Origin of the sequence: Labrys methylaminiphilus subsp. lupini, assembly GCF_051161885.1 — a bacterium.
In the GTDB taxonomy this organism is placed as follows: Bacteria; Pseudomonadota; Alphaproteobacteria; order Rhizobiales; family Labraceae; genus Labrys.
Genome location: NZ_JBMDIH010000001.1, coordinates 114,694 through 138,655 on the forward strand (window position 1 = coordinate 114,694; position 23,962 = coordinate 138,655).

26 protein-coding genes and 1 pseudogene are annotated in these 23,962 nt (G+C 62.9%); 15 read left to right on the plus strand and 12 right to left on the minus strand.

Translation table 11 applies throughout. The features are described from left to right. The first annotated feature begins 73 nt into the window (after window positions 1-73). The 6 genes and pseudogenes from ACN6KF_RS00535 (at window position 74) to ACN6KF_RS00560 (ending at window position 3,867) form a co-directional block, all read left to right on the plus strand. A complete protein-coding gene (locus tag ACN6KF_RS00535; protein WP_434954951.1) occupies window positions 74-985 on the plus strand; it encodes a LysR substrate-binding domain-containing protein in 912 nt (303 codons plus the stop codon). A 125-nt stretch (window positions 986-1,110) separates the two neighbouring features. Further along, on the plus strand, window positions 1,111-1,701 hold the full coding sequence (locus tag ACN6KF_RS00540) for a YceI family protein (RefSeq protein ID WP_434954952.1): 591 nt from the start codon (window positions 1,111-1,113) through the stop codon (window positions 1,699-1,701). Window positions 1,702-1,715: 14 nt separating this feature from the next. Then, window positions 1,716-2,276: a cytochrome b gene (locus tag ACN6KF_RS00545; RefSeq protein WP_434954953.1), complete on the plus strand. Its 561-nt coding sequence runs from the start codon at window positions 1,716-1,718 to the stop codon at window positions 2,274-2,276. A gap of 76 nt (window positions 2,277-2,352) precedes the next feature. After that, window positions 2,353-3,012, plus strand: a complete 660-nt coding sequence (gene nthB / locus ACN6KF_RS00550; RefSeq protein ID WP_434954954.1) for a nitrile hydratase subunit beta — start codon at window positions 2,353-2,355, stop codon at window positions 3,010-3,012. Then, window positions 2,981-3,241, plus strand: a pseudogene (locus ACN6KF_RS00555) (nitrile hydratase accessory protein); the annotation flags it as partial. The gene nthB and the pseudogene ACN6KF_RS00555, both read left to right, overlap by 32 nt. Window positions 3,242-3,243: 2 nt before the next feature. Further along, entirely contained in the window at window positions 3,244-3,867 is a 624-nt protein-coding gene (locus ACN6KF_RS00560; protein WP_434954955.1) for a DUF1287 domain-containing protein, read from the plus strand. A gap of 320 nt (window positions 3,868-4,187) precedes the next feature. Here the strand turns inward: ACN6KF_RS00560 and ACN6KF_RS00565 are convergent, their stop codons facing one another. The 4 genes from ACN6KF_RS00565 to ACN6KF_RS00580 form a co-directional block, all read right to left on the minus strand. After that, window positions 4,188-5,624, minus strand: coding sequence for a homospermidine synthase (locus ACN6KF_RS00565; protein ID WP_434954956.1), 1,437 nt, complete (start codon window positions 5,622-5,624; stop codon window positions 4,188-4,190). Window positions 5,625-5,743: 119 nt separating this feature from the next. Then, on the minus strand, window positions 5,744-6,310 hold the full coding sequence (locus ACN6KF_RS00570) for a GNAT family N-acetyltransferase (protein ID WP_434954957.1): 567 nt from the start codon (window positions 6,308-6,310) through the stop codon (window positions 5,744-5,746). Between the two features lie 159 nt (window positions 6,311-6,469). After that, a complete protein-coding gene (locus ACN6KF_RS00575; protein WP_434954958.1) occupies window positions 6,470-7,600 on the minus strand; it encodes a type III PLP-dependent enzyme in 1,131 nt (376 codons plus the stop codon). Window positions 7,601-8,272: 672 nt separating this feature from the next. Beyond that, window positions 8,273-8,896, minus strand: coding sequence for a DUF2239 family protein (locus ACN6KF_RS00580; RefSeq protein ID WP_434954959.1), 624 nt, complete (start codon window positions 8,894-8,896; stop codon window positions 8,273-8,275). 187 nt (window positions 8,897-9,083) lie between these two features. Here ACN6KF_RS00580 and ACN6KF_RS00585 point away from each other — a divergent pair, with 187 nt between their 5' ends. From ACN6KF_RS00585 to ACN6KF_RS00610, 6 genes are all read left to right on the plus strand, one after another. Continuing rightward, window positions 9,084-9,572 carry a DUF305 domain-containing protein gene (locus tag ACN6KF_RS00585; protein ID WP_434954960.1) on the plus strand — a complete coding sequence of 163 codons (489 nt, stop codon included), beginning with the start codon at window positions 9,084-9,086 and terminating at the stop codon, window positions 9,570-9,572. Window positions 9,573-9,583: 11 nt separating this feature from the next. After that, complete coding sequence (locus ACN6KF_RS00590; protein ID WP_434954961.1) at window positions 9,584-11,038, plus strand: YncE family protein; 1,455 nt, start codon at window positions 9,584-9,586, stop codon at window positions 11,036-11,038. A 117-nt stretch (window positions 11,039-11,155) separates the two neighbouring features. Beyond that, window positions 11,156-11,683 (plus strand): RNA polymerase sigma factor, encoded by a 528-nt coding sequence (locus ACN6KF_RS00595; RefSeq protein ID WP_434954962.1) that lies wholly within the window; start codon window positions 11,156-11,158, stop codon window positions 11,681-11,683. Next, complete coding sequence (locus ACN6KF_RS00600; protein WP_434954963.1) at window positions 11,680-12,456, plus strand: anti-sigma factor family protein; 777 nt, start codon at window positions 11,680-11,682, stop codon at window positions 12,454-12,456. The genes ACN6KF_RS00595 and ACN6KF_RS00600 overlap by 4 nt, the downstream gene beginning before the upstream one ends. 115 nt (window positions 12,457-12,571) lie before the next feature. After that, window positions 12,572-12,976 (plus strand): ester cyclase, encoded by a 405-nt coding sequence (locus tag ACN6KF_RS00605; RefSeq protein ID WP_434954964.1) that lies wholly within the window; start codon window positions 12,572-12,574, stop codon window positions 12,974-12,976. Between the two features lie 210 nt (window positions 12,977-13,186). Beyond that, entirely contained in the window at window positions 13,187-13,774 is a 588-nt protein-coding gene (locus tag ACN6KF_RS00610; protein ID WP_434954965.1) for a GNAT family N-acetyltransferase, read from the plus strand. 30 nt (window positions 13,775-13,804) lie between these two features. Here ACN6KF_RS00610 and ACN6KF_RS00615 read toward each other — a convergent pair whose 3' ends face one another. The 5 genes from ACN6KF_RS00615 to ACN6KF_RS00635 form a co-directional block, all read right to left on the minus strand. Beyond that, the gene (locus tag ACN6KF_RS00615; RefSeq protein WP_434954966.1) at window positions 13,805-14,491 is read right to left on the minus strand and encodes a DUF1523 family protein; all 687 of its coding nucleotides are present in this window, start codon (window positions 14,489-14,491) and stop codon (window positions 13,805-13,807) included. A 119-nt stretch (window positions 14,492-14,610) separates the two neighbouring features. Next, window positions 14,611-15,945 (minus strand): DUF6638 family protein, encoded by a 1,335-nt coding sequence (locus ACN6KF_RS00620; protein ID WP_434954967.1) that lies wholly within the window; start codon window positions 15,943-15,945, stop codon window positions 14,611-14,613. Between the two features lie 160 nt (window positions 15,946-16,105). Beyond that, window positions 16,106-18,055, minus strand: a complete 1,950-nt coding sequence (locus ACN6KF_RS00625; RefSeq protein ID WP_434954968.1) for an ATP-binding protein — start codon at window positions 18,053-18,055, stop codon at window positions 16,106-16,108. Between the two features lie 64 nt (window positions 18,056-18,119). Beyond that, the gene (locus tag ACN6KF_RS00630; protein WP_434954969.1) at window positions 18,120-19,262 is read right to left on the minus strand and encodes a hypothetical protein; all 1,143 of its coding nucleotides are present in this window, start codon (window positions 19,260-19,262) and stop codon (window positions 18,120-18,122) included. A gap of 187 nt (window positions 19,263-19,449) precedes the next feature. Further along, window positions 19,450-20,529: a coiled-coil domain-containing protein gene (locus ACN6KF_RS00635; protein WP_434954970.1), complete on the minus strand. Its 1,080-nt coding sequence runs from the start codon at window positions 20,527-20,529 to the stop codon at window positions 19,450-19,452. Window positions 20,530-21,378: 849 nt separating this feature from the next. Between ACN6KF_RS00635 and ACN6KF_RS00640 the strand changes: the two genes are divergently transcribed. From ACN6KF_RS00640 to ACN6KF_RS00650, 3 genes are read left to right on the plus strand one after another with little or no spacing between them, the layout of a single operon-like run. After that, window positions 21,379-21,747 (plus strand): hypothetical protein, encoded by a 369-nt coding sequence (locus ACN6KF_RS00640; protein ID WP_434954971.1) that lies wholly within the window; start codon window positions 21,379-21,381, stop codon window positions 21,745-21,747. Continuing rightward, window positions 21,744-22,028, plus strand: a complete 285-nt coding sequence (locus ACN6KF_RS00645; RefSeq protein ID WP_434954972.1) for a DUF1488 family protein — start codon at window positions 21,744-21,746, stop codon at window positions 22,026-22,028. The genes ACN6KF_RS00640 and ACN6KF_RS00645 overlap by 4 nt, the downstream gene beginning before the upstream one ends. Then, window positions 22,028-22,834: a transglutaminase-like domain-containing protein gene (locus ACN6KF_RS00650; protein ID WP_434954973.1), complete on the plus strand. Its 807-nt coding sequence runs from the start codon at window positions 22,028-22,030 to the stop codon at window positions 22,832-22,834. The genes ACN6KF_RS00645 and ACN6KF_RS00650 overlap by 1 nt, the downstream gene beginning before the upstream one ends. A 109-nt stretch (window positions 22,835-22,943) precedes the next feature. Here ACN6KF_RS00650 and ACN6KF_RS00655 read toward each other — a convergent pair whose 3' ends face one another. The 3 genes from ACN6KF_RS00655 to ACN6KF_RS00665 are packed head-to-tail and all read right to left on the minus strand — an operon-like array spanning window position 22,944 to window position 23,883. After that, complete coding sequence (locus ACN6KF_RS00655; RefSeq protein ID WP_434954974.1) at window positions 22,944-23,207, minus strand: hypothetical protein; 264 nt, start codon at window positions 23,205-23,207, stop codon at window positions 22,944-22,946. Continuing rightward, on the minus strand, window positions 23,207-23,647 hold the full coding sequence (locus tag ACN6KF_RS00660; RefSeq protein WP_434954975.1) for a hypothetical protein: 441 nt from the start codon (window positions 23,645-23,647) through the stop codon (window positions 23,207-23,209). The genes ACN6KF_RS00655 and ACN6KF_RS00660 overlap by 1 nt, the downstream gene beginning before the upstream one ends. After that, window positions 23,644-23,883, minus strand: a complete 240-nt coding sequence (locus ACN6KF_RS00665; RefSeq protein WP_434954976.1) for a hypothetical protein — start codon at window positions 23,881-23,883, stop codon at window positions 23,644-23,646. The genes ACN6KF_RS00660 and ACN6KF_RS00665 overlap by 4 nt, the downstream gene beginning before the upstream one ends. Between the last annotated feature and the right edge of the window lie 79 nt (window positions 23,884-23,962).

The window sequence follows — 23,962 nt, forward strand, 5'->3', positions numbered from 1 at the left end:
GCAGGGAAAGCATGGAAACAAGCTAAATGTTCTGCTAGTCTAAGAAGCAGAAAAACTAAATGATCTGACTCACATGCTTCCGCCGCTTCATGCCTTCAAGGTCTTCGAGGTCGTCGCCCGGCTCGGCCATGTCGGGGCTGCCGCCGCCGAACTGCATGTCACGCCGGGGGCGGTGAGCCAGCAATTGCGTTCCCTGCAGCTCCATCTCGGCGTGGAACTCTTCACCAAGACAGGCCGCCGGCTGGTGCTGACGGAGGCGGGCCTGGGATTGCGGCAATCCGTCGGGGCCGCCATGGCCGAGATTGGCGAGGGCGTGCGCAATCTTTCGGCGCAGCGCATCGACAGCCAGGCCGAGGTCATCGTGAACCTCTGCATTCCGCCGGTGCTGGGCACGACATGGCTCGCGCCCCGGCTGTTCGCCTTCATGGCGGAGCATCGCCACCTCAGGCTGCAGGTTTCCTCCGGCGTCGAGTTCCACGCCATCGACTGGCGCAGGACCGATGTCGCCATCGTCTATGGCAACCCACCCTGGCCGGGCTTCTGGTGGCGCATGCTGCATGGCGTCTATCTGATGCCGGTCTGCAGCCCGCAATTGCTGCGAGGGCCGCATGCCATCCGCCAGCCTGCCGACGTGCTGCATCATCGCCTGTTGCACGAGGACGACGGCTCGGAATGGCGTCGATGGCTGGCACAAGCCCGGGTGAAATATCCGGGTGCGGCCGACATCTATTTCGGCGACTTCGCCCTCATCCTGCAGGCAGCGCGGGATGGCCATGGCGTCGCCTTGGTGGACGATGTGATCTCGGCGCGCGATCTCGACGAAGGCAGGCTCGTGCAGCCGCTGACGCAGCGTGTGCCGGCGGCCAAGAACTATCACTGCATCTGCAGCGAGGAAAACCTCGCCAAGCCGGAGATCGGCGCCTTGGTCGACTGGCTGATCGATCAGGCTTCGCGCGCGCCGGCGCCGCGCATCGGCCTGGGCTAGGACACGTCGTCTTTCTCCTGCTCACCCCGTTGTGATCGGCCTATCATCGGGAACACGAATAAAATCCGGCCCAGTGTGTTTTCCAGCCGAACCTCCTGTGTGACGGATCGAGACGGAATTGAGCCATGACCACCGCCAGACTGAATAGGCTCTCTCTGGGAGCCATACCCGTGATCATCTGCCTGCTCGGCGCCAGCCAGGCCGATTCTGCGCAAGCGCGCAACTGGCGCATCAATCCAGCCCGAACGTCGGTGGGCTTTGTCGTCGACGGCATCGGCTGGCCGCGCACCAAGGGGCGCTTCCATGATTTCGATGGCAGGATCTCGATCAATTTCGACAATCCCGCCGCCAGCCGCGTCACCTTCAAGGTGGTAGCGAAATCGGTGGATGTCGGCTCGCCCTCCTTCAACGACTATCTGCGCACCGATGCCTTCTTCGACGTGGCGCAGTATCCAACCATCAGCTTCACGTCCACCAAGGTCGAGAAGGTCGATGGCAGCCATGCCCGGGTCACGGGCGACCTCACCATGCGCGGCGTCACCCGCCCGCTCACCATCGACGTCGCGCTGGACAAGCCCGCCAACGGGGGAAGCTCGCAGATCGGCTTCCGCGCGACCGGGGTGATCAAGCGCCTCGCCTTCAACATGAGCGCGGGCTTTCCGGCGATCAGCAACGATGTCGACCTGATCGTCACCACTGAGGCGCAAGCCCAGTGACGGGAGGCGTGGTGATGAAGGCGAGGCCATCCCTCCGTCATCGCTGGAGTGCGACCGGGCAATTCCTGCATTGGTCCTGCGCCGCGCTCATCCTGTTCATGCTGGGGCTCGGCCTCGTCATGGTGGAATGGGTGGAGGACCAGGGCGAGCGCTTCGATCTCTATCAGCTGCACAAGAGCCTGGGTGCCCTCGTCTTCCTGATGATGGCCCTGCGTGCCGCCTGGCGCCTCCTGGCCAGGGCACCGGTGCTGCCGCAGACCATGCCGCGCCATGAGCGCGTGCTGAGCAAGGCGGTGCATGCGGCGCTTTACGGCCTGATCTTCGCCATGCTGATCACCGGCTATGTGATGATCTCGGCCTCGCCTCTGCCGCTGCCGATCCAGCTGCCGGGGGGAGGGCATGTTCCCAATCTCGTTGCGCCCGATTTCGAGCTTTCCGAGCAGATGAAGGCGCTGCATCACCGGGTCGCCTGGATCTTGATCGGCCTCGTCCTCCTGCACGTGGCCGCTGCCCTCAAGCACTGGCTGTGGGATCGCGACGGCGTGCTGCAGAGCATGCTGCCGGGGCGAGGGTGAGGCTTCATTGCTTTTGCCAAGCGGGACCGACTCCGCGTAAGACAGGCTGGTGGCCTTGCCTTTCTCGGAGTTTGGCATGAACGGTGCGCAGGACCTCGGCGGCATGATGGGCTTCGGACCGATCGCGCCGGAAAAGGACGAACCTTTCTTCCACGCCGCCTGGGAGAAGCGGGCGATGGCGGTGACGCTGGCGATGGGCGCGACCGGCTCCTGGCCGCTCGACGCCGGGCGCTATGCGCGCGAGAGCCTGCCGCCGGCGGACTATCTGTCCTCCTCCTATTACGAGATCTGGATCAAGGCCCTGATCAAGCTCATGCTGGCGAAAGCGCTGGTCAGCGAGGCAGAGCTTGCCGAGGGGCAGGCGATCGAGCCGGGCAAGCCGCTCAAACGCGTGATCAAGGCGGCCGAGGTGCCGGCCGCGTTGGCCGCCGGCACGCGCTGCGATCGCCCGGCGAGCCAGCCCGCGCGTTTTGCCGCCGGCGAGGGGGTGCGGGCACGCAACGAGCACAAGCTCACCCATACGAGGTTGCCACGCTATGCGCGCGGGCATCTGGGTACCATTGTCGAAGCCCATGGCATGTACGTGCTGCCTGACAGCAACGCCCATGGCGAAGGCGAGAATCCCGAATGGCTCTATACGGTGCGCTTCGCCGGTACCGAACTCTGGGGGCCGCAGGCCGACCCGACGCTGACCGTGATGCTCGATCTGTGGGAGAGCTACCTTGACCCCGCTTGACGCCATTCCTTCCATTCCGCGCGACCGCGGCGAACCGGTATTCCGCGAGCCCTGGGAGGCCCGCGCCTTTGCGCTTGCCGTCTCCCTCCACGAAAAGGGCGTGTTCACCTGGCCAGAATGGGCGCAGGCATTGGGCGGCGAGATCGCGGCAGCGCCCGCAGACGACGGCTCGCATTATTACAAGCACTGGCTGTCGGCGCTGGAGAAACTGGTGGGAAGCAAGGGCCTGGTATGAACGAAGTCACGCGTCGACGGGTCCTGCTATCGGGTCTTATTGCCCTGGCTGCCGGAATGGTTGGCGCGCAGAGTGCGGAAGCCGCAGCAGCCGGTTGGCGCGAGAACCTGGTGGATGCGGCGCGGGGACAGATCGGCGTCACCACCCTCTATGATCCCGCCTATAAGCGCATCGCCTATCCCGGCGGCGACGTGGCGCCCGAGCGGGGCGTGTGCACCGACGTGGTGGTGCGCGCCTATCGCAAGGCCTTCGCCCTCGACCTCCAGCGTCTGGTGCACGAGGACATGAAGGCCGGCTTTGCCGCCTATCCCAGGAATTGGGGCATGCGAGCGCCGGATCCCAATATCGACCACCGCCGCGTGCCCAATCTGATCGCCTTCTTCAAGCGCAAGGGCACGGTGCTGCCGGTGACTGCCGATCCGTCCGATTACTTGCCGGGCGACCTGGTCACCCAGATGCTGCCCGGCAATCTGCCGCATATCCTGATCGTCTCGTTGGAGGTCTCGGCCGAGACGCCGGGGCGCAGGCTGGCGATCCACAATATCGGGCAGGGTGCGCGGGAAGAGGACACCTTGTTCGCCTTCCCGCAAACAGGCCATTTCCGTTTCGCGCCGGCGTAGGAGGGCTTTTTCCCCTACGTGCTCAGCGCTTCAATCAACTCGGCCTGCATTCCATCGTTGCAGGATAAGGCGCGGCTGACCTTCTCCAGCGCAGCTGGGGAAGGTGGCATTTCGAAGAAATGACGGATGGGATGTGGGCCGCTAGCGGGGCCTGAACCAGTTGAGCACAGGCTCTACATATTGTTGGGGGCCGGATCGGATGGGTGGAGCTTGCGGGCCACACCCCATCCGACCCGGCCTTGCCGGGTCGCCTTCCCCACTGCGTGGAGAAGGCTTGTCGCGTCTCGCTTTGCCGCCTCTCAATGAGAAGGCAAGATCGTTCACCGCACCAGGATGTTGCGGAACTGCCAGGGATCAGAGGTGTCGATGTCCTCCGGGAAGAAGCCCGGCCGGCCGTCGAGCGGGGTCCAGTCGGTGTAGTAGCCCTTGACCGGGCCGAGATAGGGCTTCTGCACTTCCAGGCAGCGGCGGAAGTCCATTTCGTCGGCTTCGACGATGCCGGCTTCCGGATTCTCCAGGGCCCAGACCATGCCGGCCAGCACGGCCGAGGTGACCTGCATGCCGGTGGCGTTCTGGTAGGGCGCGAGCTTCCGGGTCTCCTCGACCGTGAGCTGGGAGCCATACCAATAGGCGTTCTTGCCATGGCCGTAGAGCAGCACGCCGAGCTCGTCCGCACCGTCCTCGATTTCCTTCTCGTCGAGGATGACGAACTTGTCCTGCGCCTTGCCGGCCGCGCCGAACATCTCGTGCAGCGAGAGCACGGCATCGTTGGCCGGGTGATAGGCGTAGTGGCAGGTCGGGCGGTAGACCGCCTCGCCATTCTCGCGCACCGTCAGGTAGTCGGCGATCGAGATCGCCTCGTTATGGGTGACGAGGAAGCCATATTGCGGGCCGGGCGTCGGGCACCAGCTCAGCACGCGGGTATTGGCGCCGGGCTGCAGCAGGTAGATCGCCGCGCCGCAGCCTTCCTTGTGAGTGCGGCCGGTCTCGGGCATCCAGGTCTCGTGCGTGCCCCAGCCCAGCTCCGCCGGCTGCAGGCCTTCGGAAATGAAGCCTTCCACCGACCAGGTGTTGACGAACACGCCGCGCGGCTTTGGATGCTTGGCGCGCTGGGTATCGCGCTCGGCAATATGGATGCCCTTGACGCCGACCTTATGAGCGAGCGCGGCCCATTCCTCACGGGTCTTGGGGTCGGCGGAGCCATGGCCGGTTGCCTCGGCGACGTCGAGCAGGGCCTGCTTGACGAACCAGGAGACCATGCCGGGATTGGCACCGCAGCAGGAAACGGCCGTCGGGCCACCGGCCGTGCGGCGCTTGGCGGCCAGCATGCTCTCGCGCAGGGCATAATTGGTGCGCGCTTCAGGACCGGCGTTCTTGTCGAAATAGAAGCCGAGCCAGGGCTCGACCACCGTGTCGATATAAAGGGCGCCGAGGCTGCGGGCGAATTCCATCAGGTCGACGGAACCGGTGTCGACCGAGAGATTGACGCAGAAGCCCTGGCCGCCGCCGGCGGTAAGCAAAGGCTGCAGCAGGCTCTTGTAGTTGTCCTTGGTAACGGCCTCCTGCACGAAACGAATGCCGTGCTCCTCGATGATCTTGCGGTCGGCATCGAGCGGATGTGGGTCGATGATGACCATGCGCTCCTTGTCATATTCGAAATGACGCTCGATCAGCGGCAGCACGCCGCGACCGATCGAACCGAAACCAATGATCACGACGGGGCCGGAAATCTTACCGTAGACAGGCCATTGAGCCATTCAATCCTCCAAAATGTGCGAGCCCCAGCGTTTAGGGGCTGGGGCCCGCGGGTGCAAGTTTTGTCGCGAATATGTGAAGACGCGATGACGCCTCGGGCAAAGGGACCCTTCCCCGAAGATTACGCTGCGAAGCGGAAAGTTGCTTCGTTGGCTGCCCTGGCAACGAGCGCCGCGAAGTCGGGTGCGGTTTCGAGTTCGCCGGTGGCGTTCACCAGGCCGGCCGCTCCCACCAGTCCATCGGGCACCAGCTCCAGGCCGAGGAAGCGGTTGCGCTCCACCGGGCCGGGCAGCCAGAGGCGCTCGGTGAGATCGGTCGAAAAGCCGAAACGGCTGTAATAGGGAGCATCGCCCACCAGCAGGATGGCCTTGTGGCCATATTCCTGGGCATAGCCGATGCCGTGCCACATCAGGCGCGCGCCGAGACCTTCGCTGCGATACTGGCCATCGACAGCGAGCGGGCCGAGCAACAGGGCCGACCGGCCCGGGCCGGCGGAGATGTTCCACAGGCGCAGCGTGCCGATCAGCCGGTTGTCATCGACGGCGGTGAAGGCCAGGCCCTTGGCCGGCAGGCGGCCTTCGCGCAGGCGCTCGCTGGTCTTGGCGAAACGGGACGGACCGAAGCAGGCGCCGAGCAGCGCCTCGCGAGCTTCGAGATGGGCAGAGGTTTCGGGAACAATACGGATCATGGCCGTGGCTCCTGGCAAAAGGAGAGCGACAGCCCTCGCACCGATGAAACGGCCGTACGGGACACAACTATCCCCACAGGCCGGATCGGACGCCCGGCTTGGGAGACGACGGAATGGCTGGAGGTCGGAGGAGCGGTTTCTACCGCTCCTCGCTGAATCTCAGATCACCACGGAAGCCAGCGGCGGGAAGCCGTTGAAGCCGATGGTGGAATAGGTGGTGGTGTAGGCCCCGCAGGCCTCGATCAGCACCTTGTCACCGATCGACAAGCTCACTGGAAGATCATAAGGGGTCTTCTCGTAGAGCACGTCGACGCTGTCGCAGGTCGGTCCGGCCAGGACGCAGGGCGCCTTGGCATCGCCGTCCCGCTCGGTGCGGATCGGATAGCGGATGGCCTCGTCCATGGTCTCGGCGAGGCCATGGAACTTGCCGATGTCGAGATAGACCCAACGGATCTCGTCCGTTTCGGCCTTCTTGGACACCAGCACCACCTCGGCCTCGATCATGCCGGCATCGCCGACCATGCCGCGGCCCGGCTCGATGATGGTCTCGGGCAGCTGGTTGCCGAAATGGGTGCGCAGCGAGTTGAAGATCGCGTCGCCATAGGCGGGAACGCCGGGCATGGCGCGCAGATACTTGGCCGGGAAGCCGCCGCCCATGTTGACCATCGACAGCGTGATGCCGCGCTCGGCCATCTCGCGGAAGATGCCGGCAGCCGTGGCGAGGGCGCTGTCCCAGGCCTGAACATTGCCCTGCTGCGAGCCGACATGGAACGACACGCCATAGGCAGTGAGGCCCAGGATCTGGGCATGCTCAAGCACGTCGGGGGCCATGGACGGGGCGCAGCCGAACTTCTTCGACAGCGGCCATTCGGCGCCGGCGCCATCGCACAGGATGCGGCAGAACACGCGCGAACCAGGGGCGACGCGGGCGATCTTCTCGACCTCGGCCACGCAATCGACGGCAAACAGGCGCACGCCGAGCTGGAAGGCGCGAGCGATGTCACGCTCCTTCTTGATGGTGTTGCCGAAGGAGACGCGATCGGCACCGGCGCCGGTGGCCAGGGCCTGCTCGATCTCCACCACGGAGGCGCAGTCGAAGCTGGAGCCGAGGCCGGCCAGCAGGTTCAGGATCTCAGGAGCCGGGTTGGCCTTGACGGCGTAGAAGACGCGGGTGTCCGGCAGCGCATGCGCGAACGCCCGATAATTCCGCTCCACCACGTCGATGTCGACGACGAGCCGGGGGCCGTCGGCGGGGGTGCGTCGGAGGTAGTCGAGGATGCGGTCGGTCATGGCGGGTCTCCCCAAAATCCAAAAGTCTCAAGGATCGGTGCGTCGCCGCGGCCGCCGCGGGGTGGAGCCGCGGACGATCGATGCTGATGCGCCGCCCACCGCCGGAAAGGCCGGATGCCTCGCCGCGACGGGATGCAAATCGCCACGCAACGGAACAAGCCGCCGCATGGTTCGGAACTGCCTTGGATTGGATCGGGATACCCGGTCCGCACGCCTGGCAAAGAGAAACAAGCCTCTTCAGTCGCTGGATATGGAAACCAGCCGAGACCAAAAAAGCCCGCTTCGTCGTTGCTTCAAGCTGCGTCCCCCGCGGAGTACGGGGTTCACCGGTCGCCTCCGGCTGCCGATCGTTGTTCGGGATTCGATGACTTTGGCACCTCAGTGCTTGATCACCTCAAGAGACCACTGCCGCGATCCCTAGTCCATCCCTGGCGACCGTCCAGCCTCTTGTCTGGATGTCCACCGACCGACACGCGGCCACAGGCACGTGCGAAATTGGGCAAGGCGGGAAATAGGAAGAATGGGCGTCATATGCAAGAAAAAATTTTCGCCCGGGCCGAAATTTTTCTGCGTTGCAAAAAGTGAAAATTCGCGTGGCCGGCAAAGGAGTTACGTCAGGGGCGCCCGGCAGGTTTGTCACGAAGGCTGGCCGGAGCCCGATCTTGGCCTGTTTCAGGCGTGCAGGCTCCCGATTGCGGGCTTGTATCGCTCCTGCCCCTTGCCATTGCCTTGCGGTGCAAGCGTGAAGGCCGCCTCCGCCAGCTTGTGCGCGTGCCTGCTGATGTCATCGGGCCAGCCGGCGATCATGGCGGTGAATTTTTCGTTGTCGCCGGCGAACAGGGCGCGAATCGCTTCCTCGTAATGTGGTTCGTTGCCGGCCATGGCGCTCATGAAACGATAGGCAGCCTCGCGCGCTTCACGCAGCCGATCCGTCGCCTCGGAGGCATGGCGCGCTTCGTCCACCAGCCGGCGCAGCACCACCGACGCGCCGCCCGGCTGTGAGGCCAGCCAGTCCCAATGACGCGGCAGCAAGGTGATTTCGCGGGCGACGACGCCGAGCTTCGGACGCCCAGGCCCACGTGGCGGTGGCTCGATCAAGGCATAGCGGGCGCGGATGTCATCCGGCGTGCCGCGCAAATCCAGGTCAACAGGCCGACCGGTGGCATCTTCGAACACCTGTACGGGCAACGCCTCACCCGAATCCTGGGCCTGGCGGATGGCCAGGGCAACGGTGGTTGCGTCACCTTCGGCCAGACGCTGGCGTCCGGCAAAGGCGATAAGGGCAAGATGGGTCATGATCCCGGGTCCTGTTGGGCGCGCAGGATAGGCTTGGGTCGAATGGATGTCAATATTATCCGGGTGAATATGGGTCCGATAGGGAGCCCGAGACAGCAAAGCAGAAAATTTCCCGCGCGATGGAATAAACGCTGCCCCCGGTTGTCCACCCAGTTGAGCTCGTTCGAAACACCACGGGACACCAAACATGATCGTTCAGCGCAAGGCCGCCCTCGTCGTGCTGGCCTGGATCCTGGCTGCCGGCTTCGTGCCGGCTGCCGCCCACGATACCGAGCACCATGGATACGAGGCCATGCCGGCTTCCGCCGAGGCACCGTTCCTCCGGGAAAACGATGCCGCGATGTCGAAGATGATGAGCGCGATGGCGGTCAAGCCGACCGGCAATGTCGATCGCGACTTCATCGAGATGATGATCCCGCATCACCAGGGCGCGATCGATATGGCCCAAACCTATCTGCGTTACGGCAGCAATGAACAACTCAGGCGCATTGCCCAGGAAATCATCGTCGAACAGCAACAGGAAATCGCCGCCATGCGCCTGGCAGTGGGGGATCCGGTGCCTCCTCCGGCCGCCGCTCCGACGCAGGCCCGGCCCTTTGCCGGCGTTCTCCTCAATCCGCCCGCCAACGACAATCCCCCGCCTCCTGCCATGTCGATGACGGGAGCGGGCAAATGAAGGACTCATCCATGCGCCGCACCCTTTTTGCCTTCGGCCTTCTCGCTGGCACCATGCTGGCACCGGTTGCCGGTTTTGCTGGGCAGGTGCCAGGATCGGCGTCGGGTGCCGACATTCCGATCAGCCACAGGGATCGCCTCTATGCGGCCGAGCAGTTCTCGAACACCGTCTCGGTCAGCGATCCCGTGGACAACAAGCTGCTCGGCGTCATCCGGCTCGGTGATCCCCAGCCGGGCAATCTCAGCCCGCTCTACAAGGGTCAGGTGCTGGTCCACGGCATGGGCTTTTCTCCCGACCATAAAACGCTGGCCGTCGTTTCCATCGGCTCCAATTCCGTGACCTTCATCGATACAGCGTCCAACGCGGTCAAGCACACCACCTATGTCGGGCGTTCCCCGCATGAAGCCTTCTTCACACCGGATGGCAGCGAAGTCTGGGTGACGGTGCGGGGTGAGGATTATGTCTCCGTCATCGATGCCGGCACCTTCGAGGAAAAGCTAAGGATCAAGGTTCCCGGTGGGCCGGGCATGCAGATCTTCTCGCCGGACGGCAAATACGGCTATGTCTGCTCGTCATTCAACCCGCAGACGGTCGTCGTGTCCACGGCCGATCACAAGATCGTCGGGAGCGTCAAGCAGGTGAGCCCCTTCTGCCCGAACATTGCGGCCTCGGCCGATGGAAAGCAGGTGTGGTTCACCCTCAAGGACATAGGCAAGACGCAGGTCTTCAAGGCCGAGCCTCCTTTCGATCTCGTCAAGACGCTCGATACGGGGCCGATCACCAATCACGTCAACCTCGTGGTCAACAAGAACGGCAGCTTCGCCTATGTCACCATTGGCGGGTTGAACGAAGTGAAGGTGTTCCGCACCGATGATTTCCGGCAGGTCGCGACCATTCCGGTCGGCAATCTGCCACATGGCATCTGGCCCTCCGGCGATGGCAGCCGGGTCTATGTCGGCCTCGAGAATGCCGACCAGTTTGCCGTCATCGACACCTTGACCAACAAGGTGATCGCCACCATTCCGATCGGGCAGGCGCCGCAGGCCGTCGCCTATGTCCCCAATGCCGTGCCTGAGGGCGACGGCCTGCAGAACCTGGTGCCGCTCGGCACTTCCGGCGAGGCCGCCCATCTGAAGCTTGCGCCCGGGGGAAGAGGGGACAAGACCGCCCCGACCAGCGTATCCTTGTTTGACCAGGGCCTGACTCAAATCCTCCAGGCCGCCGTCAGTGGACTCGAACCGAAGAAGTCCTATGTCCTTGCGCTTTCGAGCCAGCCGGATGGAGGAGGCCCGTTGCAGCCGCTTTCGGCCTTCACCACGAACCCGGCCGGCTCCGCCATCGTCAATGCCGTCGGACCGATACGCCAGATCGTCGAAGCCAGGCACAAGGACGAGAGGCGGTTCCTGGTGGTTGCGGCCTCCACGCCGGGAAAGCCCGACGAAGTGGTCCAGGTGCAGGTTCAATGAGCGACCGGCGCGCTCGCTTCGGCCATCCCGGCGAGCGCGCCATCGAGCGGGAGCAGCGTCAAGGCCATGAGTGATCTAAAGCCATGAGTGATCTAAAGCCATGAGTGACCCAAAGCCATGAGGGACCTGCAAAGGCTTGTCGAGCCGATGATCCCCGCCTTGCGACGGTATGCCCGCGCCTTGCTGAGGGATGCCGTCGCCGCCGATGACCTGGTCCAGGATTGCCTGGAACGGGTGATCGCGCATTGGCAGCAGCGGCGCGGCAAGGATCCGCGCACATGGGCGTTTGCCATCCTGCACAATCTCGCCGTCAACCGGCTTCGACAGAAGGCGCGGCGTGGCGATCATCTGCCGTTCGAGGATGTCGAGGAAGGCGTTCTTGTCCATCGGCCGGCCCAGGAGGACGCCCTGGTCCATGCCGACCTCGTCTCGGCGCTGGCGCAGCTTCCGGATGACCAGCGCAGCCTGCTCCTGCTGGTCTGCGTCGAAGATCTTTCCTACGCCCAGGTTTCCGACATATTGGCGATCCCGATCGGAACCGTCATGTCGAGGCTCTCACGCGCCCGCGAACGCCTGCGGCAAATTCTTGAAAACTCTGACCGATCTGCCACCAGGCGCGGCGGCCATCTGCGGAGTGTGAAATGACTGACAAACCGATTTCCGAAGATGATCTCCACGCCTATATCGACGGCGCCCTCGACGAGGCCCGCAGGGCGGAGATCGCTTCCTATCTCCACGCGCATCCCGACATCGCCGCCCGCTTTGGGTCCTATGCCGGCCAGCGTTCGGATCTGCGTACCGCCTTTGCTGCGATCGCGGACGAACCCATTCCCACCAGGCTCAACCTGGCTCACATGATCGATATGCAGCGGCGGCCCCACGTTTCGCGATGGTGGGCTACGGCCGCCGCCATCCTGCTTCTCGCCATCGGCGGTTCGGGGGGATGGCTTTTGCGCGAGATGACATCCATACCCCAGGAGGGAGTGGGCGCCTTGGCCCGCGAGGCGTCGGCGAATTTCAGTGCCTATGCCTCGGATACCGTCCGGCCGGTCGAAATCCGTGCCGACAAGGCAACCGAGCTCGCCGATTGGGCGGCTGAACGGATGGGGCGCAGGCCTGTCTTGCCGGACCTGTCGAAGGCGGGGTACCGGCTGATGGGCGGGCGGGTCGTGTCAACGCCTCACAGCCCGGCGCTCATGCTGATGTATGACGACGATCGCGGCGGCCGCCTCGTGATGTTGACCAGGCCGATGGCCGTGGACCAGGACAGGGCGATGGCGGCCCATTCGGAAGGCAAGGTCGATGGCTGGACCTGGGCAAGCCGTGGCATGGGCTACAGCCTCGTCGGATCAATGCCGGCCGAGACGCTGCATCCGCTGGCCGACGATATCCGCAAGCAGGTTCTGGGAAACATATAGGCGTTGCGCCTGGCCCATCCGGGGTCGATCATCGCTGCTACGACCGGACAATGATTGCCGGGGCGGGCGTCGGTGGGTGGACAGGTCTGGTGATGGATCTTTGGGGAGGTTGAGGATGGCCGAAGAAAACAAGCAGTTGGTTCGTGACTTCGTGGAGCACGTCATCAATGGCCGGAATCTCGATGCTGCCGGCGATTACATGGCGGAGGACATGATCGAGCTGGTTCCCTTCCCAGGGCAAGGGCCTGGTCTTGCCGGGCTGAAGGATGTGCTTCGCGGCATGTTCGCTGCGTTTCCCGACATGCACTGGACCATCGAGGAACAGATCGCCGAGCAGTCCAGCGTGCTGACCCGCTTTACATGGACAGGCACGCATGAGGGGGAATTCTTCGGTGTTCCCGCCTCGGGCCGCACTGTGTCGGTTTGGGGCATGGTGATCGATGGCTTGGAGCGCGGCAGAATCAAGCGCTCGCGTATCCTGATGGACGTGTTCGGCCTCATGCAGCAAATCGGAGCCTAGCCTACCCGCCAGTTCCGGCGCTTGCCGTTGGCCGGCCTCCGATTGCCGGTTTCCGCATGGCCTGAAAAAGGAGGAAGGCACCGGCTTTCATTCCCTGCATAGCAGCTTTGAGTGCGGTGCAGCAGAGGTCTCTTGCAATTATTGCTGCGGTGCACAATATTTGGCGCACAGGGAGGTGACGACTCGAGGGTAAGCCACGAGGACTGCGAGATGAACCAGGTCACCACCATAGCCCCCAGGGGCATTATCCGGCAGTTGAGACCGTCCGATCTGCCGAAGTTTCGCGATCACCTGCTGCGGCTGGACCGTGAGAGCCGGCATGACCGCTTCAATGGCGGCATCAGTGCCACCTTCATCGCCGACTATGCCGAGCGCAGCTTCCGCGGCGGCGCCACCGTCATCGGCTATGTCGAGGACGACCAGGTTCTCGGCGCGGCCGAACTTCACGAACTGCCCGAATTGTCCGAGCCGACGGCGCAGATCGCCTTCAGCGTCGAGCGTCATCGCCAGCATCAGGGCATTGGCGGACGCTTGTTCGCGCGCCTGCTGCTGCACGCTCTCGGCCTCGGCTATACCCGCCTCGAGGTCACCACCCATGCCGACAATGCCAGTATGAAGGCTCTGGCCCGCCGCTTCAACGCCAAGCTCAGCTTCGCGCAGGGCGAGACCACGGGCGTGATCGAGCTCGATCCGGCTGTGACGTTGGAGCACCCCGCCTTCGAGGCGATCGGCGAAATGCTTCCGGGACCGCTGACCCTGACGATCGTGGGCGATGGTATCGCGCGAGCGGCAGCCTGAGGCATTCAGGCCGGAGACGGATCTCCAATCCTACTTGTAGCGCCGCTGGTTCTTTGGCTTCCAGCTATCCAGCCAGCGCCGGATCCGTGCCATGAAACCCGTGGCCCGGCTCGAGACGGCGACGGCATGATCGTCGACGGCATCAGCCGCGGCGCTGACATGGTTCTCGATACGGGTCAGCATCGGGTCGAGCCGCTCGCGCTTGAAGCGGCGCAGGCGGAAATAGAGCCAGATCAGGGCGATCGCCAGACCGCCGAACACGAAGATCCGCATCCAGGGAATGACGTACTCGTCCGGCCCGCTGGCGGCGCGGATCGAAAGGACGTTCGGGAACATGGTCAAATAGGTGACGCGCCAGCCATAGCTCTTGATCACCACCCATTTCGGGCTTTCGGTACTGGACTGGAAGGACTGGGCCGCCGCCATCAGGTTGCCGGAGTCGAACTTGTAGTACCAGGGAAAGCCCCAGTCGGTATCCTCGTTGCGATATACCCTGAGGGTGCCGCTGGGGTAGACGGTGTTGATGAAGCGTACGTCGCGCGTATTGGTCGCCTGCACATTGGGCGCTTCACTGTCGAAGAAGCCGGAGCTGTCGAGGCGCTTGGTGTCGGTGCCGACGATGCGCACCACGTCATAGCGCGGCAGCACCTGGTCGAGCCAGCAATAGCCGACCGTGAGCACCAGGACGATCAGGATCCATTTGAACAGACGCAGCATGAACCAACCTTGGAGCGCGGACATCCCGGCGACATGCCTTCATGTCGCGGTGTCCGCTCTTAGCGATTTGAGAGGTAGGGTGTTTTTAAGGGGCGGACAAGATGTCCGCGCTCCATTCCTCACCCCTTCGGGATCGCGCCCCATGGTCCGGCCTGGGGCTGGGGTTCTTCCTCCGGCGTGCCGTCGCCGAACAGATCCTCCCAGGCATCGTCGTTCCTGAGTGCTTCATCCCGGGACAGGAACTCCACCACATAATCCTGCTTGCGCGGGGACCAACCCTGATAGGCCTTGTAGAAGGCCGGCTTGTTGCACAGGAAGAGCTGACGGATGTCGAGCGGCGTGAACTCGCTGAGCAACTGGTTGACGAGGTCGCGGTCCGGCAACTGGGCCGCACGATAGAGATAGAAGCAGCCAGGTTCCGACGGGCCGGGAAGGCGCGGATTCAGGCCCTGTTCGGCGGCACGCAGGGCTGCTTCCACCGCCTCGAATTCCGGCGGCAGGTCGTTGGCATGGCGCATGGCGAAGCGGCGCAGATCCTGCCGATTGAGCCGGGCCAGCTCCGCCGGTGCGTCATCCTTGCCGGCGAGGACGCTGGCCAGCATGAAATCGAGCCGCTGGCGCAGCAGCGCCTTGGCGTTGAGGTCAGCAGCCTCGAAGACCGAGGTGATCAGGCCGTTGAGCTGCAGGAAGTGCCAGACATCCACGGCGCTTTCGAGATTCTTGGTCTCCACGGCGCCGATCTTGGGAAAGCCCGGCGCCACGCCACGATAGAGCATGGCAGGGTAGGACATGTCCCGGAACAGATAGAGCCCGTCGAAATAATTGGTGTAGAAATTGCCCTGGCTGTAGTCGGTCTTGCGGAAGCGCACGGGGTTGCGGGTGATATCGCCAACCCGGCCGGCAAGCTTGATCATGCCGTCGATATAGGCGTCGTCCTGCCACAGATCGTCCTTTACGCGGAAGTCCTCGATCAGGCGCGACAATTGTTCGGCTTCGCCGAGCCGGTCGGTCGGCGTGTTGGCCTCGACGGTGACGGTGCGCAGTTCCAACAGGTCGGCCGGGCTCTTGATGCGCCACATCGAATGCACGAGTTCGCCCATCACGGCCTCGCGCACGCTCAACGCCATCAGCTCCTTGGCATTGTCCTGGATGAAGTTGCGCAGCACCGAGCGCATGGTCGAGAACTGGGCGTTCAGCAGCGGCGCCTTGAGCTGGTCGAGGCTGAGCAGGATGAACATCCGGTTGCAGCCCTCGGGATTGAGGTAGCGGATGTCGTCGAGCTCGTCGCCGACTTCCGGCGAGAAGCCGGAGAGGTCGATGTGGAAGTCCTCCAGCCCAGTGCGCTTGCCGATGAGCTTTTCCAGCGCCGCATTGTAGCGCGCCACCATGGTGGGGGAGGAGACCTCGATGAGGTTTCCGAACATCAGCCCCGCTTCGATCAGGCGCTCCATCATGACGATGACCTCGAAAGACTATCTGTCATTCCCGGCGCCGCCGCAGGCGGCGGGAAGGGAATCCAGGGGCTATGTGAACAACCCTTTGGCCCCTGGATCCCCTTCCCAAGGCCTTCAGCCTTGCCGGGGATGACAGAACGTCCAACGCCGATGATCACTATCATGTGCGCTGCTCCAGATAGCGTTTCTTGGCTTCCTCCATGCGGCCCATGTCGCGCACCGCATTGTCGATGGCCGCCTCGTCCGACTTGTCGGCATAGCGGAATTCGCTATCGGCGTAGCGATTGATCTCCTGGATCACCATTTCGACCGTGATGGGCTTGGCGAGCTCGGAGATCATCGCGAGCTTGGTAGCATAGTCCTTGGTGAGGAAGAGCTCGGGCTTTTCCATCCATTCGTCCGGCAGCTCGAAATCCATCGCCCTGACCTTGATGGCATCGGTGATGTTCTTGATGGCGCGGCCGGTGAAGCGCTCGTCTGCCTCCTGGATCGCCTTGAGATAGGCGCCGAGCCTGGCAACGGTGTCGAGCGCCCCGATCTTGCCCTGCACGCTGTCGAACACCTTTTTCAGGGCTTCCTCCTGCGGGCGCGAATGCGCGTCATAGGAGGCGGCCACCGCTTGCCGGATCTCCTGTGCAGCAAAGAGGTCGTGCTCGCCGAGCGGGATCTGGTGGCGCTTGCCGAGCAGCAAGGACAGGAGGTCGATATAGTCCTCCTTGCTCTGCGGCCCATCCACCAGGAAGCGGGCGCCGGCGCGCTGGCGCAGGGCGTCGTCGACATTTTCCGGGAAGTTGGAGAACATGCCGAAGGTGCAATTGCCGCGCACCACGGTATTGGCGCCAGCAAAACTCTCCATCAACACGGCCGTGATCTCGAGCTGGCCGGAGGAGGATTGCCGGTCGCCGCGCTTGCCGGCGAGCTGGTCGATGTCGTCGATGGTGCCGAAGCCGATCACGGCGGGGTCGATGATCTCGCGGATGAAGGCCTTGGCGTTCTGGGCCGACTTGCCCTGGTAGGAATCGATGCTGTCGGTGGAGAGGTTGGCATAGCGGAAGGGATAGCCGGCATTGGCGCAATAATCGTTGAGCAGGCCGGCCATCATCTGGATCAGCGTGGTCTTGCCGGTGCCGGGCTTGCCATCGCCCATGAAGGTGAAGATGAAGCCGCCGAGTTCGGCGAAGGGATTGAGGCGCTTGTCGAAATCATAGGCCATCAGCATCTTGGCCAGCTTCATCGACTGGTATTTGGCGATGTGGTTGCCCACCACCTCGGTCGGTTTCTTGAAGGCCATGATCAGCGCGGTGGAGCGCTTGTGGGTGGAGGGTGCAAAGCCGTTGATCTGGAAATCGTCCGCCTCGACGCGATAGGCGGCGCTGGTGAAGGCCTCCAGGCGCGGGGCGGTGCCTGCGCGCATGGCGACCGCCTCCATCAGCCGTTCGCACCAGGCCGTCAGGGTCGGCACCAGCTTGAGGCCGCCATCCATTCGGCTCAGGATGCCGTCGAGTTCCCACAGGGCGCCTTGCAGCGCGATGGATGGGTTGTCGGTGAGGATTTCCTCGAGCTCGCCGACCTCGGCCTGGCCCTCGCTCGCCTGTGCGGCGATGAGGAAGGAGAGCATGTTCGCCGTGACGTGCAGGGCGATCAGGGAGGCCGCGGTGAGGAGCTCGGCGAATTCGGTGCGCCTTGCCGGATCGAGGCGGCCCTCGCGATTGTCGCGCTTGAGCTGGCCGAGAGCGGTGCGCTCCTCATAGAGCTCGCCGACGGCCATGGCGGTGGCCAGCGCCCGGCGCAAAGCCTGCAGCACGCTGGCCTGGGCCGGGCTCATCAGGGCTTCGCCAGGATCGGCCTGGCTGATGCGGGCGATCAGATGGACGCCGTCCTGCGCCGCGCTGGAACGCGCGGTCAGGCCGGGCGTGGTGGCGCGGAACAGCCGGCCGGTGGCGGTGGGAATGCCGGGCGAGCGTTCGGCCGGCGCGGCGCCGGCTGGCGCGGCCTTCGCCTTGGCGATGCGCGGCGCATGCTCGAACCCCTCCATCAGGGCCAGGGCCTGGGGATACTGCGCGCGGATCGCCGCTTCGCGGATTTCCATCAGATTGAGGGAAGCGGTCATAGGGTCCTCACGGTCATTCTATGCTCCCCGCAAGGGGAGAAGGTTTTTCGCGCGGCGCTACCCATCACAACCCCGTCAGCAGCGAACCGTCCTCGCCCACCACATATTTACGCACGTCCCGGAAGCCGGGCGGGTCGCGGTCGACGAGAACCTGATAGGGCAGGACCGGCAGGATGAGCGAGCGTTCAAGCCTGGTCACGCCGGCTTCGGCGGCGGCGGGCTGGTACTGGTCGAGGTCGAAGATCTCGCGCTCCACCGTGGACAGGAGGCCGGCGGGCACTCTTTCGCTGCGGGCCGAGACCAGGGTCTCGATGGTCCAGGCCAACGCCCAGTCGCTGTCCTCGGTACGCGAGACCTCGGCAAGGATCTCGCGCAAGGGGCCGGTCTGCTCTGTGAAGGCATGCGAATACATCGGCCCGACATGGATGCGCCTCAACAGCTTGGGGTGCAGATTGTCGAAATCGACGTCGAAGCCGCGGGCGATGGTGAGGAGCTTGAGGCTGGAGAGCGACTGAGCCATCAGGTGGGACTGCACCTGCGGCCAGCGCATCTGATCCTCGTTCAGGATGACGTGCCCGGTATCCTCGACCACCAGGAGATAGATCACCGGCAGGCTGAGGGCGCTGTCATAGACGGCCCAGTGCAGGAGGTAGCGCCGGCGCTGCGCCTTGGCGTCGGACAGCAGCACGAATTGGGGATGGTTCTGGGCGAAGAACAGGCCGCGCGACTTCAGCGTCTCGTAGTAGATGCGCTGGCTCAGGGCATATTGCAGGCTGGTGGGCCTGGCCCGCTCGGAGAGGATGTGCGCGATCATCTCCTCCTTCAGCCGGACCTGGTCGGGCTGGTTGGCGAGGTGGCGGTCGACCTGCACGAGGTCGTTCGCCATCGTCATGATCTCCTGGAACACCGGAAAGCCGCTCTCCGAGCGGTCGATCGCCAAGGTGAGCGGAAACGAGGAGACCCGGCCCGACATCAGATGCTTGAGGCTGAGAGCGGTGAAGGTCTTGGCCAGGCGCTGGAGATAGTTCTCGATCAGGTCGAGCTGGATCCTGCCGAATTCATTGCCGCCATATTTGGTGTCGTTGGCCAGGCCGGTCTGGCCGGTGACCTCGCGCAAGTGGCGGATGATGCGGGAGAATTTGCCGAAATAGCGCCGCATCGCCTGGGTATCCGGCAAGGTGACGTGGTCGTTACCGGGAGGGTTCAAGGGCGGCCTCTAGTTCCTGATGGTGGAAACACCGATCTTGTCATGCCCGGGCCTGACCCGGGCATCCAGTGTTGATCCATCTTTGATGGAAAGGTCGGCTGGATGGCCGGGTCAGGCCCGGCAATGACAAAAGTCGAGCCACGGGAAACATCGTCACACGCACCGTTCCGAGATGGGTAAGCGAGCCTCACGCCCCGCCATAGAGGTTCTTGTCGTGCTTCTCGACGATCTTGGCGAAGCGGCGGGCGAAGCGCTCGTCGGATTTGGCCTTTTCTTCCAGGACCTTGCGGGCAAAGACCATATGGTCCTCGTGCTTTTCCATCATCTCGGCCATGCGCTGGTTGGTGGCCGAGCCGATGGCCGCCATGGCGGCCTGGGCCTCCTGGTCGGTCTTGACGCCGATCTCGTTGATGCGATGGGCGACGTCCTGCTGCTGGGCCGTCTTGAGCGACTTGGTGAGCGCGTCATAGAGCACCACGCGCTGCTTGGTGTCGGTCTGCAGCTTGTTGATCAGCACCATCTGGGTGGCCGCCTGGTTCTGCAGGCTGTCGACCCAGGTCTTGCCCTGCTCGATATAGCGTTCCAGCGTCTGCGACTGGGCGACCTTGACCTGCTCCTGCTGCACCAGCTCGTTGTAGATCCCGTTGGTCTGGGCGAGCTCGCTCTCCAGGCGCGTGCGGGCGGCGGCGTCCTGCTCCATCGAGATCTTGTTCTCGAGGTCGATGATCCTGGGGTCCATCGCCAGCACCTCGGCCCGGATCTTCTCGAGCTCGGCCACGGTGTTCTCGCGGTCGGTGAGGGTGCCGGTCAGGTTCTTCTCGACCCGGCTCTTGTGGTCGTTGAGCACGCCGAGCTGGCTCTGCAGCAGGTTGACGATGATGTCGGACTTGGAGATCAGGTCTTGCAGCTTGTCGTCGATGGAGGCGGCGCGCAGGCGCTCCTCGCGCATGGAGTCCGATTTCGCCGAGGAGAACATGCCCACGAAGCTCTCCCAGCCGGACTTCTCCCGCATGGCGTCGAATTCCTTGGAGAAGCCGGCGGTGACGTCGTCGAGGCCCATGATCAGCTCGGCGATGTTGGCGTTCATGGCATTGGAATGGGCATGAACGTCGTCGAGCGTGGCGTTCTGGATGTCGATGGAGATGTCCTCGCCCTGCTCCATCTTGGAATGGGCGCGCTCGATTTTCGAGCTGACCTCGGAAATCTTGGCTTGGGCGGCCTTGATCTCGGATTCGGCGGCTTTGATCGCGGCGTCAAACTCGGCCATGCGGCTCTCCCCTGGGTTGGCACCCCTGGAGCAAACGCGTTCATACCGAACGCTTATTTGTTCCAGGCTGATTGTTTCCAAGCCAATCCATCGGATTGGCTGGAGCGTCTTTGCGATTTCCGGCGGCTCCGCCAAATCGTAAGACGCTTTGAATATTGAGCAACCAGATAGGGGAAATCGAGGCAAGTTTAAAGGGCGTGGCAAAGGGGCGTCGACTGGCGTGTGACGTAGGGCACATGGGAACGGGGGAGAGGATCCGCGGTACCGCCACACCCTTCCCACGACCGCATGCGAGAGGGCGGTGGTCGGGGGCGATGGCGGCTTGACGGGTGCGTGTTCGAGGCGCGGGAAAAAAGGCGCATGCCTGGCATGTACTGCCGATGCTCGACCGAATAGTATCTGTTCAAGATGAATGGCAACATCCATAATAATTTAATCCGGATACAAAATCGCGTGCCATTCTTTGAAATATTTTAACATTGGGAAGTATTTTTCCTTCACCAAAAAATAAAATCAATTGCGCCTTTTTTGGAGCCCAATCGAAGCGCATATCTATAGGGGTTGTTGACTTGGCTGATTGCCTTTTCGAGAGGCAGAAGCTCAAAATATAGCCACTGCATGGCATATCGGCGTTTGTCTGTCGTTTGGAAGCTCCCGTGCCTACCCTGACGAGGAAACAATCCAGGGGCTCCTGGCTTGTGCTTCGCCGCGTGAGCTCCCTCGCCCACCTGCCTGGATCTGGCATGCAACGGTCACCGCGGCCGCCGGTACCGATCATTCCCTCCGATTCGGGCGCCGCACTCGAAAAGGGGAAGATCCGACAACGATGAAATCGTGCGGAGCGACGAGATGCTGATGAAGGTCGTGATCGAATTCTACCGCGTCCGTCAGGCTGACGATGCGCATGCTGTGATCGGCCGTGAGACCGTGGATGCCGCCAGCGTCGACGATGCGATCGAGATCGCCTGTCAGCTTTGGCGTACCCTCAACATGCCGCAGCAACCCGACGCCGTCACCATCAGTGATAGCGGAGGAAACCGCCTCTATTCGCACAGAGTCTCGGCAGCATCGCGCTTCTGGATGAAAGGGTGCCGCCTGAACATCGACAGCGACGAAAGTTCGTCAAAACAAGAAGTTCGAGCAAAGGATGTTTCCAAAGGGCGTTTTATGGAAATCGTACTTCGCTCGGGACCTGCCAGAACGGGGTACCAATCATGACACTCGCCTTTCCCAACCTAAGCCGTAGCTTCGATGAAGTACGGAACGCCGTCCGTTTCTTCGGGTATGATGGCATGTTTGAAATACGGTTCTTCGTCGAGGCTGGTGCGCTCGCCAAAGCGGCCACGATGTCACGCGGACCGACGGCATCGGAAGCGGAGTGCATTTCGGCTTTCGATGCCTTGCGGGCATCCATCCATGATGTCGCCCGCGAGGCCTATTCTCACGATCACCTCAGTTCCTACACGCTGACCGTCTCTGATTTCCGATCGGTGGTCTGATGCTGATCCGCTATGGCTACGAAATCACGTTGAACTGCCCACAACCGACCGCCTTGGTCTGCCTGATGTCTGTTCACGACGATCGCGCGGCCGACATTCGGGCCGCAGAAACGATCCTCACCACGCCACCCGCCGAACTGTCGACTTATCACGATCTCTTTGGCAATCGCTGCCGTCGGCTTGTGGCGCCGACGGGCGACCTGACCATCTGGGGCGATGCCACGATCGAGGACGACGGCAAGCCGGACAGGATATTCCCGTCCGCCCGGGAGTTCCCGGTGCCTGAACTGCCAGATGACTGCCTTGCCTACCTCATGGGGAGCCGCTACTGCGAAACGGATCGCCTCAGCCAGATCGCCTGGGATATGTTCGGCAAGATCGCTCCCGGCTGGGGCCGCGTGCAGGCAATCTGCGACTTCGTCCACGGCCACATCCGCTTTGATTACATGCAGGCCCGTTCGACACGAACGGCTTTCGAGGTTTTCCATGAGCGCATCGGCGTTTGTCGCGACTTCGCGCATCTGGCGCTAACGCTCTGCCGCTGCCTCAATATTCCCGCGCGCTACGTCAACGGTCATCTGGGGGACATCGGCGTCCCCATTGTCGACCCCATGGACTTCAGCGCCTGGATAGAGGTGTTCCTAGGCGGGGCATGGCATACGTTCGATCCGCGAAACAATGTTCCCCGGATTGGCCGGATCGTGGTTGCTCGGGGCCGGGACGCAGCCGATGTCCCTCTCATCAACTCGTTCGGCCCGCATGTCTTGAAGTCGTTTCGGGTCTGGACATACGAGGTACCAACGTAAAATGCTTCCCCTGCCGCCATTTGGCTCCGATTTGCAGCACATCGGCTGACCGCGTAAGTCCAGCCCGACGAGACTTGCGGTCGTGTTGCCGAGCCAATTCCGGCAATTGCTAAATCGCCGTGGAATCCTGTTCGAGCATGGCGTCGAACGTGGCAGGCGTGATGCTGGCAACCTGGATCGAGGTTTGTGGCTGTGAGAGCGCCGGCAGGTGGAAAAGAGCCGCTATGCGGCGATAGGCCAGAAACGACACGCCCTCGATCAGCTCTTCGTCGATGTCGACCCTATAATCTCCTGGCGGTTGATTTTCGTTGAAGCCATCGAGGCGGAATGGCTTGGTAAAAGTCACCGTCGAACGCGTCGTGCGGACATTCATCACACCTCTCCTTTGCCGACGGATAATTTCCGCTCTCGGCTCTTGCGAGAACGGGAGGACTTTCGCTCTACCGCCGCGGCAGCAAGGTAGGCTTGGATGGCTGATTGCATATGCTCGCGCCAGAGCGAGATCGGCATCGTACGCGTGACCACGGCATGGTCGGAGAAATAGCCGATTTTGGGCTGAAGCAAGGCGAGAACCGCCTTTTCCAGAAGGACGCCTCCGGGGCTGTTCATGGCTTGGGTCCTCACGTCGTCCCTAGAGCGACTTCCAAAAAGCGACAGATCTTTCGAATAAGAAAGTACGCTAAAACAAAGAGTTAGAGGAATCTGCCCTGCAGGCGGGTCACATTGCTCCAACACCGCCGTTTCCGCCTCTGATGGCACCCGGCTGATCGCCACCTTCGCTGCGACAACCAGATTCCGGGCGGGGGCGTTCATTCGACGACAGTTGCTCGGATTGCCCACGGGAAGGAATGAAATGGGCGAAAGGCCCCTTCGTCGTCCAGGCCTCTTGTCAGGATGGCCTGGAATATTTCCCGTTCGAGCAAATCTCGCTGAACCTGCAAGGAAAGTCTGTCGGGAGCTACCCGCATGGCGCCTCCTTCATTCTCCCAATTGGCGATCGCTTTGTCGAAGCCATCGTCGAATGGTGACTTGAAAAGAATTTGTCGCATCGGGGCCTCCTCACGCGGCGAAGCAAATGTCCAAAACGCTTCCTTCGCCTGGGCTTCGGCGCCACGCCAGAAGCGATAT